14 protein-coding genes are annotated in these 12,458 nt (G+C 56.5%); 4 read left to right on the top strand and 10 right to left on the bottom strand.

Annotated features, from left to right (window positions below; genetic code table 11):
• Nucleotides 1-139 precede the first annotated feature (139 nt).
• From ACQZ5M_RS14970 to ACQZ5M_RS14945, 6 genes are all read right to left on the bottom strand, one after another.
• Complete coding sequence (locus tag ACQZ5M_RS14970) at nt 140-679, bottom strand: MerR family transcriptional regulator (RefSeq protein WP_296022236.1); 540 nt, start codon at nt 677-679, stop codon at nt 140-142.
• A 164-nt stretch (nt 680-843) separates the two neighbouring features.
• Nucleotides 844-1,182: an integration host factor subunit alpha gene (locus ACQZ5M_RS14965; RefSeq protein ID WP_296022238.1), complete on the bottom strand. Its 339-nt coding sequence runs from the start codon at nt 1,180-1,182 to the stop codon at nt 844-846.
• A 145-nt stretch (nt 1,183-1,327) separates the two neighbouring features.
• Nucleotides 1,328-2,299: a beta-ketoacyl-ACP synthase III gene (locus ACQZ5M_RS14960; protein ID WP_296022240.1), complete on the bottom strand. Its 972-nt coding sequence runs from the start codon at nt 2,297-2,299 to the stop codon at nt 1,328-1,330.
• Nucleotides 2,300-2,302: 3 nt separating this feature from the next.
• On the bottom strand, nt 2,303-3,364 hold the full coding sequence (plsX, locus tag ACQZ5M_RS14955; protein WP_296022243.1) for a phosphate acyltransferase PlsX: 1,062 nt from the start codon (nt 3,362-3,364) through the stop codon (nt 2,303-2,305).
• 99 nt (nt 3,365-3,463) lie between these two features.
• Nucleotides 3,464-4,027, bottom strand: coding sequence for a YceD family protein (locus ACQZ5M_RS14950; protein WP_296022245.1), 564 nt, complete (start codon nt 4,025-4,027; stop codon nt 3,464-3,466).
• 8 nt (nt 4,028-4,035) lie between these two features.
• Nucleotides 4,036-4,575 (bottom strand): ubiquinol-cytochrome C chaperone family protein, encoded by a 540-nt coding sequence (locus ACQZ5M_RS14945; RefSeq protein ID WP_449080164.1) that lies wholly within the window; start codon nt 4,573-4,575, stop codon nt 4,036-4,038.
• Between the two features lie 274 nt (nt 4,576-4,849).
• Between ACQZ5M_RS14945 and ACQZ5M_RS14940 the strand changes: the two genes are divergently transcribed.
• Entirely contained in the window at nt 4,850-5,380 is a 531-nt protein-coding gene (locus tag ACQZ5M_RS14940) for an outer membrane protein assembly factor BamE (protein WP_296022251.1), read from the top strand.
• 203 nt (nt 5,381-5,583) lie between these two features.
• Here ACQZ5M_RS14940 and ndk read toward each other — a convergent pair whose 3' ends face one another.
• From ndk to ACQZ5M_RS14925, 3 genes are all read right to left on the bottom strand, one after another.
• Nucleotides 5,584-6,006: a nucleoside-diphosphate kinase gene (gene ndk, locus ACQZ5M_RS14935; protein ID WP_062425595.1), complete on the bottom strand. Its 423-nt coding sequence runs from the start codon at nt 6,004-6,006 to the stop codon at nt 5,584-5,586.
• A 102-nt stretch (nt 6,007-6,108) separates the two neighbouring features.
• Nucleotides 6,109-6,798, bottom strand: coding sequence for a glutathione S-transferase family protein (locus ACQZ5M_RS14930; RefSeq protein WP_296073781.1), 690 nt, complete (start codon nt 6,796-6,798; stop codon nt 6,109-6,111).
• Between the two features lie 116 nt (nt 6,799-6,914).
• Nucleotides 6,915-7,673 carry a class I SAM-dependent methyltransferase gene (locus tag ACQZ5M_RS14925; RefSeq protein WP_296073779.1) on the bottom strand — a complete coding sequence of 253 codons (759 nt, stop codon included), beginning with the start codon at nt 7,671-7,673 and terminating at the stop codon, nt 6,915-6,917.
• 114 nt (nt 7,674-7,787) lie between these two features.
• Here ACQZ5M_RS14925 and abc-f point away from each other — a divergent pair, with 114 nt between their 5' ends.
• The 3 genes from abc-f to ACQZ5M_RS14910 all read left to right on the top strand — a co-directional run bounded on the left by abc-f (nt 7,788) and on the right by ACQZ5M_RS14910 (nt 11,635).
• Nucleotides 7,788-9,671: a ribosomal protection-like ABC-F family protein gene (abc-f, locus tag ACQZ5M_RS14920; protein WP_449080246.1), complete on the top strand. Its 1,884-nt coding sequence runs from the start codon at nt 7,788-7,790 to the stop codon at nt 9,669-9,671.
• Between the two features lie 96 nt (nt 9,672-9,767).
• Nucleotides 9,768-10,610, top strand: a complete 843-nt coding sequence (locus tag ACQZ5M_RS14915; RefSeq protein WP_296075105.1) for a polysaccharide deacetylase family protein — start codon at nt 9,768-9,770, stop codon at nt 10,608-10,610.
• A gap of 98 nt (nt 10,611-10,708) precedes the next feature.
• A complete protein-coding gene (locus ACQZ5M_RS14910) occupies nt 10,709-11,635 on the top strand; it encodes a Gfo/Idh/MocA family protein (RefSeq protein ID WP_296075103.1) in 927 nt (308 codons plus the stop codon).
• 97 nt (nt 11,636-11,732) lie between these two features.
• Here ACQZ5M_RS14910 and ACQZ5M_RS14905 read toward each other — a convergent pair whose 3' ends face one another.
• Nucleotides 11,733-12,443, bottom strand: a complete 711-nt coding sequence (locus tag ACQZ5M_RS14905) for a ribonuclease activity regulator RraA (RefSeq protein WP_449080163.1) — start codon at nt 12,441-12,443, stop codon at nt 11,733-11,735.
• Nucleotides 12,444-12,458: the final 15 nt, after the last annotated feature.

Raw genomic sequence — 12,458 nt, 5'->3', positions numbered from 1 at the left:
TCAGGCCGGCATTATCCGCTGAAGGAGTTTCCGAAAGGTTGGCATTTGAGATAAATTCGACGGGCGCTGGCGAAGCGCCGCGTTATCCACAACTCTCTCGTCGGCAGAAGAGCGAGATGTTTGCGAGGCCACCCGTCGGTTAACGCACCTGATCGAGCAGGCGTTTGCATTCCAGAAGGTCGAACAACGCCTCCTGCAGCAGGGCACGATCGTCTTTGCTGATACTGGATTTGCCGATCGAAATTTCCGGTGTGTCGTCGGAACTTCCTCCGCCAAAGCCAAAGAAACGACCGCTGGGCCTGGCCTTTGGGCGTCCGACAACTTCATCGTCGTCCGATGGCGTCACCCGTGGTTCGGCAGTCTGCTTTTCACCGCTAGCAGCCATGATGGCTTCCATCGTGGCCATGTCGCCCGAAGCGATGGCCGCAACGAAACGGTTGCCGTTGGTCTTAAGGAGCTTCTGAACGCCCTTGATCGTATAACCGTGATCGTAAAGCAGGTGGCGGATGCCTTTCAGCAAATCGACATCGTCCGGACGATAATAACGACGTCCGCCCCCACGCTTCATCGGCTTAATCTGGGGAAAGCGGGTTTCCCAGAAACGCAGCACATGCTGCGGGAGATCGAGCTCGTCCGCAACTTCGCTGATCGTTCTAAAGGCGTCCGGACTCTTATCCACGCTTAACTCCCACCCGGCGAAATGACAGGTTTGCAAAATCCATGACAAGGTACGATGCGAATCGTCTTTATTTCAACGGTTTGAAGGTTGAAATTCAAGTGTGTTCACAGGAAGAAGAGGAGTGAGGTATCGAAATGGAGCTAATGCTGCCGAAAGAAGCCGCTTCAGGAACCGGGCTTCGGGGTCTTCTGCTTTGCCTTGCGTGACGCATGGGCTTTGAGGATGCGTTGTTTTAGAACGTTCGAGGCCTTGAAGGTCATGACGCGGCGCGGCGAGATCGGAACTTCTTCACCGGTCTTGGGGTTGCGACCGATACGCTCGTTTTTTTCACGAATTTGGAAGGTTGCAAAGGAGGAAAGCTTTACAACCTCACCGCGGGTGATGGCGTTGCAGATTTCGTCGATGACGGTTTCGACCAGCTCGGCGGATTCGGTTCGGGACAAACCCACTTTGCGGAACACAGACTCGGCCAAATCCGCACGTGTCACAGTTTTACCGGCCATTTTTCCCCGCGCTTATCTCTGTTGTGTTCTGGAAACTGCCCGAGACTATTGCCGTTGATGGCAACGGTCAAGAAATGTTTCCAGAATCGTTTAGGGATTTACGGCAATGATGGCAAGGGGTTACGTGAGTACCGTAACCTACAGTTTACCAGCGCAGAAGCACTGCGCCCCAGGTGAAGCCACCGCCCATTGCTTCCAACATGACTAGATCGCCCTGCTTGATACGCCCGTCTGCCGCAGCGGTTGCGAGAGCGAGCGGAATGGAGGCCGCAGATGTGTTTCCGTGTAGATCGACCGTAACGACTACCTTCTCCAAGGGAATGCCGAGCTTCTTCGCGGAGCCGTCAATAATGCGGCGGTTCGCCTGGTGTGGAACGAGCCAGTCCAGATCGTCCGCGGTCGTGCCGGTTGCCTCGAACGCTGCCTCGATCACGTCGGTGATCATGCCGACAGCATGCTTGAAGACTTCGCGACCTTCCATGCGCAGATGACCGACCGTCCCTGTCGTCGATGGCCCGCCATCGACATAGAGCTTTTCCTTGTGCGAACCGTCCGAGCGCAGATTGGAGGTCAGCACGCCACGGTCAGACGTCTTGCCTTCACCCTCTCCTGCTTCCAGGATGACAGCGCCAGCACCATCACCGAAGAGAACGCAAGTGGTGCGATCCTTCCAGTCGAGAATTCGCGAGAAGGTTTCCGCGCCGATGACCAACACGCGCTTTGCCATGCCGCCACGAATGTAGAGGTCGGCCGTCGCCATCGCATAAACGAAACCAGAGCAAACGGCCTGAACGTCGAAAGCAAAACCGCCCGTGATACCGAGACGGTTCTGAATGTTGACTGCAGTTGCCGGAAAAGTGTTGTCGGGCGTAGATGTTGCAACGATGATGAGATCGATATCTTCCGGCTTCAGACCGCCATTTTCCAGGGCTGCGCGGGCCGCGGCCTCACCCAGCGATGCAGAGGTCTCACCCTCGCCGGCGATGTAGCGCTGTTTGATGCCGGTGCGCTGAACGATCCATTCGTCCGAGGTTTCGACGATGCCCTCGATTTCCTGGTTGGTCACAACCCTCTTCGGGAGCGCCGCTCCGAAGCCACGTACAATAGAGCGGATCATTGATTATTCCTCATCGACCACGAGAGCTTCAGGCGCGGGAGGCGGAAGTCTTCTTGCGTGGTAAGCTTTCAAATCATTTTCGATCTTGGCGGTCAGACCGTTATGCACCATGTCGTAACCGACATCGATGGCAGAGGCGAAACCAAGCGCGTCCGTGCTGCCATGGCTCTTGATGACGATGCCATTCAATCCCAGGAAAACGCCGCCGTTGACCTTACGCGGATCCATCTTTTCACGCAGCACATCGAATGCGCTTTTAGCGAGAAGATAGCCGATCTTGGCAAAGAAACTGCGGGAAATCGCTTCGCGCAGCAAAGTGGTGATTTGGCGTGCCGTGCCTTCTGCAGCCTTCAGTGCGATATTGCCGGTGAAGCCTTCGGTGACGACCACGTCCACCGTGCCCTTGCCGATATCGTCACCTTCGACGAAGCCGCGATAATCGATGGTGGCGAGGTCCGCCTCACGGATAAGGCGACCGGCTTCTCGGACTTCTTCCTGGCCCTTCACTTCTTCGACACCGACATTGAGCAGACCGACAGTCGGGCGATCCACATCAAACAGCGCCCTTGCCATTGCGCCACCCATAAGGGCGAAGTCGAGAAGCTGCTGCGAATCTGCGCCGATCGTCGCACCGATATCGAGAACGATGCTTTCGCCACGCAGTGTCGGCCAGATGCCTGCAATCGCCGGGCGCTCGATGCGCGCCATGGTGCGCAAACAGAACTTGGCCATGGCCATCAGCGCGCCGGTGTTGCCAGCAGACACGGCCACATCCGCCTCGCCCACCTTCACCGCTTCGATCGCACGCCACATGCTGGACACGTAACGGCCACGGCGCAGCGCCTGGCTCGGTTTTTCATCCATCCCTACGGAGACTTCACAGTCGAAGAATTCCGATTTTGCGAGAAGCTGGGGATGTTGCGCCAGAATATGATCGCACTTGTCCTTCTGCCCATAAAGCAGAAATGTCACGTCGTTGTGCCGCTCAAGCGCCTTTGCAACACCGGGTATGACAACATCAGGGCCGTGGTCCCCGCCCATGACGTCAATTGCTATTCTGATCACTCGTCCCTGATCCTTCTGACCGCATGGCGGTATTTTTCGGGCGAAAATACCGTTTCCGCCCACGCTTACAACTGAATTGTTCTCTTCTTACGAAGGCGTTCAGTCTTTTTTCCAATCTTGCAACACCGCAAAGGGCGATGGTTTTTTATCATCCATTGGGGTCTTGTCGCCAAATCCATCAAAATCGACCCCCGCCTTTCGCGGATAGGGATCGATAGCAAGCGCGGCAAACTCGGCGACCACAACGCCTACATCGATCGTGTCACCGACAAACTGATCGGGAATATCCGGCCCGTCGGGATCAAGCACGATCTCGCCATCTTCATTCGTCGTCAGTCGCGCGAGCTTCGAACCTTCCGGAACGAAAATCTGCTCTACCTTTTCATCGATCACGCTGGAGACAGGTTCCAGCGTTACAACGCAGGCCTGTGTCACTCCGGCCTGCACCTGACCTTTGATTCTGATGCCGTCCCTCTTCCAACGCGTTACCTGCAATTCGCTCCTCAGATAATCGACGGAGAGAACATCCCAGAATTTCGCAAGCGCAGCCAGTTCTTCCGGGCTCGCCTCCAGACCAATCCTGACCGGATTGGCAGAAATATGGCCTACCTTGACGAGATAGGAAAAGGGCGCGTCATCATTTGCCGCATGGGGCGATTTCATTGAAAACCTCAAAAATCCGGTGAAGGCAGCGTGGCGCTTCCCGTCACGACCGCATCTTCCGACTGCGAAGACAGCGTTTCAGACGCCATCATCATCCATTGCGCGAGAGCGCACATGTCTGGCGCGGTCTCGTCTGCCTGCGGATATATATTGCGACGCAGCGCTGCCGCAAGAGCATCGGCATCCGCGCCATCGAGTGCGGCCGCGTAGGATTCCAGTCGGCCATAGAACATGCCTGCAAATTTCTTCATCCGTTTCGGCACGCCCTGGTCGCCGATGCCGAGTTCGCGCATGGAGTGATCGAGGTCCTGAAAGAAGGCGTCGACGATTTCCTGAGCGATCTCCTGTCCGCTGATGGATGCGTCCTTGGTGCGATGGAAATACAGAATCATGACGATTGCCAGCATCTCGAAGCGCCCCATCACCGTGTCGGGCACATCCATGTGGAGATAAAAACCCGGCTGACGCGCGGCTTGCGTCAATATCGCATATTGACGGTCAACGATGGCGCGATTGTTGTTTTTCTTCTTGAAAATCCCAAAAACCATCGAAAAATCCGAATATCGATCGACGAAATCGCGTCCCGCCCATCGCACTTGTTGCATGATCGTGAAAGCTGGTTTACCGAAGCATCCGAGAATTGCAATGCCGGGTCAGTCACGTTCATCATCGTGCTGAAACAGTAACGGAAAAGCGCTGGCAAACGGCAGCCGTCTCCGAAACATGTTGCATTCCATGGTGAAACGGGGAATTCCTGTCCCCGGATTGACATAATCGTGTGTACAGAAGCGGTACGACACGCAATGCCGGAAGGTGCCATTCATGATCGCAGTCGGGGAAACGCAGGTGAGCAAGCAGAAGTCGGGCGGAAAAACCAAATTTCTGAGCAAAACCGCCATCGCCGTCGTCATTGCTTCGAGCCTGCTTGCGGCCTGCTCCAGCACGACGGACGTTTTCCACAATGGCTATGTGCTGGACGAGCAGTCCCTGCAATTGATACCGGTCGGCTCCAGCCGTGAGCAGGTGCTGCTGACCATGGGAACGCCATCGACCACGGCAACCTTTGGCAATGAGGTTTTCTATTACATCTCGCAGAAGCGCGTTCGCAAAGCCGCCTTCATGAAACCGCAGCTGGTTGAGCAGAACATCCTGGCCATCTATTTCGACAAGAATGGCGTCGTGACACAGAAGGCGAACTACACGCTTCAGGACGGCAAGGTCTTCGACACGATTTCTCGTACCACGCCGACAGGCGGCAAGGACCTTACGTTCCTTCAGCAGCTGCTCTCCGGTGGTCCTGCGGGTGCCGGCATCGCCAAGAGCATTCTGGGCGGCAACAACAACAGCTACTGAGCAAGGCGCTCGTCCCAATTCGGAAACCGGGTATCGTCGCGATGCCCGGTTTTTTTGTGTTTGAAGAGCTCGCATTTGCGCGCAAACAAAAACGGGACCGTTACCGGCCCCGTTTTTTCAATCTTGCTCTGTGTCTTTAGCCCACTCATCGCGCTTTTGCGAAAATCGAATCCGATTTTCGAGCCGATGGTGTAGCCGACAGATCAGCCGACGATTTCGGTTTCAGCGAACCAGTAGGCGATTTCCTGAGCAGCAGTTTCCGGGGCATCGGAGCCGTGAACCGAGTTCTCGCCGATGGAGAGAGCAAAGGTCTTGCGGATGGTGCCTTCGGCAGCCTGGGCAGGGTTGGTTGCACCCATGATTTCGCGGTTCTTGAGGATGGCGTTTTCGCCTTCCAGAACCTGAACGATGGTCGGGCCGGAGGTCATGCCCTCAACCAGTTCGCCGAAGAAAGGACGTTCCTTGTGAACGGCGTAGAAGCCTTCTGCTTCGCGCTTGCTCATCCAGACGCGCTTGGATGCGATAACGCGCAGGCCGTTTTCTTCAAAAACCTTGGTGATGGCGCCAGTGAGATTACGCTTGGTTGCGTCCGGCTTGATCATCGAGAATGTGCGTTCAATCGCCATTATTGCGGTTCCTTGTCATAGAAAGAAAGTGGGCGGTGTTTACCCGCCCAAACGCCCGAAAACAAGGGGGCTTTCCGTAATTGGCAGAAGCTGCGTGACATTTCACGCCGCTGTCACACTGCGCCCCTTCGCGCCATGCAGATCGAGGCAGCGCTCGAACCAGTCTCGAACAGGATCCTTGGCAGCAAAGAGATCGACGCCGCTGGCGACCCTCGACCACTGAAGCGCTCCGAAGACGATATAGTCGGCGAAGAGCGGGCTTTCGCCACCGAGAAACGGCTGACGGCTGAGCATCTTGCGGATGGGCTCCAAACGAGTGGGAAAAGCGGCAATCTCCGCATTACGTTCAGCAATGACGTCTTCCAGTGCAGCACCGAGCGCCTTCGTTCGGCTTTCGCGGAAATAAGCTTGGTCCTGATCATCCAGCATGTCATGAATATCAAGAAGCGCGATCCGGACGATGGCCGGATGGAGCTGCGTCTGCGACCAGCTTTCGACAAAGCGTGAGAGCGCCTTGCCGCCCTCCCCGTTAAACAGCGACGGCTGATCCGGATAGGCCTCATCGAGATAGACCGCGATGTCGAAGCTGTCCTTTACCAGCCTGTCGCCATCACGCAAAACCGGCACCGTTTTCGAAAAGCCGTTTTCGATGCCGGGGATCGCGGTGAAAGCAAGCGGGCGCTCTTCGAAATCCAGCCCTTTATGCGCCAGCGACAGAACGGTTTTCCAGCAATGGGGCGAGAACGGACGGCTGATGTCACGGCCGCAGAGCGTGTAAAGCGTAATCGACATGGTCACTCCTGTTTTTTCAACACCATTGAACAGGCTGATGCTGCGAAAATCAAACCACCAGTCTTCATATCTGCCATCACAGAGTTTGAAGTGAGACGACCAGCGGTGAGACGGAGTTAGAAGCGATAGAGAAACAACTTCGTTTGACGGGCGTCATGCACTTCCAGAACATCAAGCGGAGTGACACCGGGAATCTCGAAGCTATTGGAGACAAGCAACGTTCCTTTACGCATCTCAGCCTTGGCCTTTTCGTAAAGGCCGGGCATCGGCACCGGCGACAGGAAGCAATAGACCAGATCATATTGAGACAGCTCGGCATCCCAGAGACTTTTATAGCGGATCGCCGAATTGGGGCGACGGTTCATCGCAACCAGAAGCTTGGAGATCAACGTCAGAAGCGGCGCCGTCTCATAGCCATCGACCCGGACACCCGGGTGAGCCTTTGCCAGATAGATGACGATACCCCCCGTACCGCTTCCGAGATCGGCACAGGATTTCGCATTTTCCCGGGATACCAGACCGCTAATCGCGTTCCAGGTCTGCCGGTTTGTCATATAAAACGGCACCTGCTCCTTGGCACCGTTCCAGAAGACCAGCACGCAGGCGATGAAGGCCAGACCATAGGCCCAGGCCGGCACGACTTCATTATAGACGACCGCGAAGGGAAGCAGGATTTGCACCGGCACCCAGAACCACCAGAGTCCAAGAAGACGACCGATAAGCGCTGAGAACACACCCTGTATCAGCAGGATTTCGAAAAGACCGAGTGGCAGCCGCCAGCCCATGCGCTGAACGATCACGAAGCCGCCGAGCACGATCGCCTGGGAGAGAACGAGCCTGAGGAGGTTAAATATCGGCTGGAGAATACGGCTCATGGGCGGGTTCTTTTTGACGGCATCACACCCCCTACCCTGTAGAAGCTCACGATGGCGCGGGGCTTGCCGCTTCTCCATCTTGCAAGCTCCCGTAAACTCGGCCAAAAGGCTGGCATGATTACGATTACCGACCTTTCAGCCCGTATCGCAGGCCGCCTGCTTCTCGACAATGCCAGCGTCTCGCTGCCTGATGGCGTCAAAGCGGGTCTTGTGGGGCGCAATGGCGCGGGAAAATCGACACTGTTTCGCGTCATCACTGGCGATCTGGCATCGGAAAGCGGCACCGTCACCATTCCCAAGCATGCGCGCATCGGTCAGGTGGCGCAGGAAGCGCCAGGCACCGAAGATTCGCTGATCTCTATCGTGCTTGCCGCCGACAAAGAACGGGCGGCCCTGTTGCAGGAAGCGGAAACGGCGACCGACCCGAACCGGATCGCTGACATACAGATGCGGCTCGTCGATATCGATGCGCATTCGGCGGAAGCGCGCGCCTCAGCCATTCTCGCAGGTCTCGGTTTTGATCAGGATGCGCAGTTGCGCCCCGCCTCTTCATTTTCCGGCGGCTGGCGCATGCGCGTAGCGCTTGCCTCGGTGCTCTTCGCCGAGCCCGACCTACTGCTGCTCGACGAACCTACCAACTATCTCGATCTCGAAGGCACGCTTTGGCTGGAAGATTATATCCGCCGCTACCCGCACACCGTCATTATCATCAGCCATGACCGCGATCTTTTGAACAACGCTGTCAATTCGATCATCCATCTGGACCAGAAGAAGCTCACCTTCTATCGCGGCGGCTATGACTCCTTCGAGCGGCAGAAGGCGGAAGCCGACGAATTGCAGATGAAGGCTAAAGTGAAGAGCGATGCAGCGCGCAAGCACTTGCAGAGCTACATCGACCGCTTCCGCTACAAGGCCTCCAAAGCCAAGCAGGCGCAAAGCCGTATCAAAGCGTTGGAACGCATGGGTACTGTTGCTGCCGTCATCGAAGATCACGTCCAGCCGATCACCTTCCCCGAGCCGGAAAAGCAACCCGCCTCGCCGATCGTCGCCATCCAGAGCGGGGTCGTCGGCTATGAGCCGGGCAAGCCGATCCTTAAAGGCTTGAATCTGCGCATAGACAACGACGATCGGATCGCGCTGCTAGGCTCCAACGGCAACGGTAAATCCACTTTTGCCAAATTCATTTCTGGACGTCTTCCCGCGCAAGCGGGGGATTTGCGTTTGGCCCCAGGTCTGAAGATCGGCTTCTTCGCTCAGCATCAATTAGATGATCTGATGCCGAATGAAACGCCGGTCGAGCATGTGCGCAAGTTGATGCCGCAGGCGGCGGAAGCACAGGTGCGTTCACGCGTGGCACAGATGGGACTTGCGACGGAAAAAATGTCAACCGCTGCCAAGGATTTGTCAGGCGGCGAGAAAGCCCGTCTGCTGATGGGACTCGCCGCGTTTCATGCGCCGAACCTCCTTATCCTCGACGAACCGACCAACCATCTTGACATCGACAGCCGCCGCGCACTGATCGAGGCGCTGAACGATTATAATGGCGCCGTGATCCTGATCTCGCATGACAGACACCTGATAGAGGCAACCGTCGACCGCCTATGGCTAGTGAACAATGGTACGGTCACGAGCTTCGAAGGCGATATGGAAGAGTATCGGGACATCGTCATCGCGTCTGGCAAGAAGAAGGACGAGAAGGTCGAGGTCGCTGGGGACCAGGCATCCAAGGCCGATCAGCGCAAAGCCAACGCCGAAAAGCGCGCGCAACTTGCGCCGCTGAAGAAAAAGATCAACGAAATCGAATCCTTGACGGCGAAGCTTGAGAAACAGATTCAAACGCTCGACACGGAGCTTGCCGATCCGACGCTGTATGAAAAGGCGCCGGCCAAGGCAGCAGAAAAGGTCAAGCAGCGCGGAGAAGCGGCCGCCAAACTTTCTGCAGCGGAAGAACAATGGCTGCTCTTGTCCAGTGAATATGAAGACGCGATGGGTGGATAAATGAAACGTTACTTCCCCAGCGGGAAAGTAACGCACCGTTAACCATAATGAGAGAAAGCTCGGCAGAAACGTCATCCCTGATTTGCCGAGCTTTTCATGCGCTTCTCCTCACTCTTCGTGTCCGCAGCCATTGCGCTGTGCCTTTCCAGTTGCGCAGGCAAGCCGCAGGCCGACGGGTCGCTAAAAAGCGCCTTTGCCGCCACGATGCCCGACAAGCCAACTGCAGGTGCACATGATCCTGTCGCACTGTCGCCGGCGGCATGGATGCGTCCACGCAACCCTATGGGGCTTGCCGGTCGCGACATTGAGGTGTCGTCCTTAAAAGATATCGCTCTTGCCAATAAGGAAGTCGTGCTCAGCTTCGATGATGGCCCAGTCCCCGGAAAGACAGAGCGGATCCTCGCGACACTTAACGACTTTGGCGTGAAGGCTACCTTCCTGATGGTTGGCGAAATGGCGCAGGCGCATCCGGCCATTGCCAAGAAGGTCGTTGCCGAAGGACACACGATCGGTAGCCACACATTCAGCCACCCCAATCTGCGCAGCCTCGCATTCGACCGCGCAGTGGCGGAGATTGCCAAGGGTGAAAGAGCCGTGTCGAAAGCAACTGATACTGACGTGATGTTCTTCCGCTTCCCCTATCTCGCAGACAATAACAACCTTCGACGCATGGTATCCGAGCGCGGGCTCGTCATCATGGATGTCCAGGTCGATTCCAAGGATTACTTCACCGACACGCCAGCCCTCGTCGCGTCACGCACGATTGCGGCCCTTCGTCACCGCGGCAGCGGGATTATCCTGATGCACGACATTCACAAGCGCACTGCCACCATGCTGCCAGCGCTGCTGACCCAGTTGAAAGCGGAAGGCTACAAGGTGGTGCATCTGGTCTACAAAAAACCCGCTCAGAAGCCGTTGCTGGTTGCATCCATCAACTGATTTGCGGTGACAGCATCGAGCAACAGCTTGCCCGAACGGCGGTTTCTGATACAAGTAATAAAGTATTATTTTTAGAGCATCATACGGGTCTTAAAAGCATGTCAGCCATCAAGCTTGCCATCGTCGGCGTCGGCAAAATCGTTCGCGACCAGCATCTTCCAGCCATTGCCGCCAATGCGGATTTCGACCTCATTGCGACGGCTAGCCGCCACGGTACGGTGGAAGGCGTGCCCTCTTACCACACGATCGAGGAATTGATCGCAGCCGTACCTGACGTCACAGCCGTGTCGCTCTGCATGCCGCCGCAATATCGTTACGAGGCTGCCTATGCGGCGCTCAACGCTGGCAAGCATGTCTTCCTCGAAAAGCCACCGGGCGCAACCCTTTCAGAAGTACAGGATCTGGTTCGCCTAGCAGACTCAAAGGGCCTTTCGCTCTTTGCCAGCTGGCATTCGCGTTATGCGCCCGCCGTCGAAGCAGCAAAGAGCTTCCTGGCCTCCACCAAGATCAACAGCGTTCATGTCATCTGGAAAGAAGATGTGCGCCAGTGGCATCCAAACCAGGAATGGATCTGGCAGGCCGGCGGTCTTGGTGTTTTCGACCCCGGTATCAATGCGCTCTCCATCATCACCCATATCCTGCCGCGCGCGCTCTTCATCACCAAGGCGACGTTGGAATTCCCGGAAAACCGCGATGCGCCGATTGCAGCCGACATTCATTTCTCTGACGTGACGAAGATGCCGGTTCATGCCGAATTCGACTGGCGCCAGACGGGCAAGCAGAGCTGGGATATTGTCGCCGAAACAGGGGCAGGTCAAATGGTCCTGTCCGAAGGCGGCGCAAAGCTCTCTATCAATGGCGAACTGAAATTCGCCCAGCCTGAGCGTGAATATCCTGCCCTTTACGAGCGATTTGCCGAAATCATCAAAGCGAAGACATCCGATGTCGATCTTGCACCGCTGACTCACGTCGCCGATGCATTCCTGCTCGGTCGTCACAAGTTCGTGGATTCCTTCTACGACTGATCACAAGGTCATCGACAGATTTTGCTGATAAACAAATGACCGGGGAAGACCCCGGCCATTTTCCTTGACGCAATCTTCTCAAAGAGATGGCTGATTGTCAGCGGCCATTGGCCTTGCGCCACGCAGCGAAGGCCGTCTGATGCTCATCCTTGGTGCAGGGGTAAAGACCGATGATCGTCTCGCCCGCCTTCACGCGCTCCACGACGAAATCCTCATAAGCCGTCATTTCGACCGCCTCGTTGGCCACTTCGTCGGCAATGTCGGCGGGGATGACAATCACGCAATCGGCATCGCCGACGATGATGTCGCCAGGAAAGACCGGCGCGTCACCGCAGCCGATGGGGCCGTTGATCTCGATCGCCTCATGCTTGGTGAGGTTCGTCGGGCTGGATGGACGGGTGTGATAAGCCGGGATATCCAGCTCGGCAATCGTTGCCGCATCACGAAAGCCGCCATCGGAGACGATACCGGCACCGCCGCGCACCATCAGGCGGGTAACCAGAATATCGCCGGCGGAGGCAGCACTCGCATCCTTGCGGCTATCCATGACCAGCACGTGACCGGGAGGGCATGTCTCGATTGCCACGCGCTGCGGATGGGCGGGGTTGCGGAACTCAACAAGCTGATTTCTGTCTTCGCGCGCTGGCATGTAACGAAGGGTAAAGGCCGGGCCCACCATGCTCTTGCCCTTGTAGCCAAGCGGGCGAACCCCCTGAATGACCTGGTTGCGCAGGCCGCGCTTGTAAAGCGCTGTGGCCAGCGTCGCGACGGAAATCGTCGATAGTTTCTCGCGGGTTTCGCTGTTCATGGTTGTGTCCTCGTC

The organism is Rhizobium sp. 22-785-1 (assembly GCF_053521965.1).
Note: the sequence above shows the minus strand (reverse complement) of the source record. Positions and strands in the feature narration are given on the sequence as shown.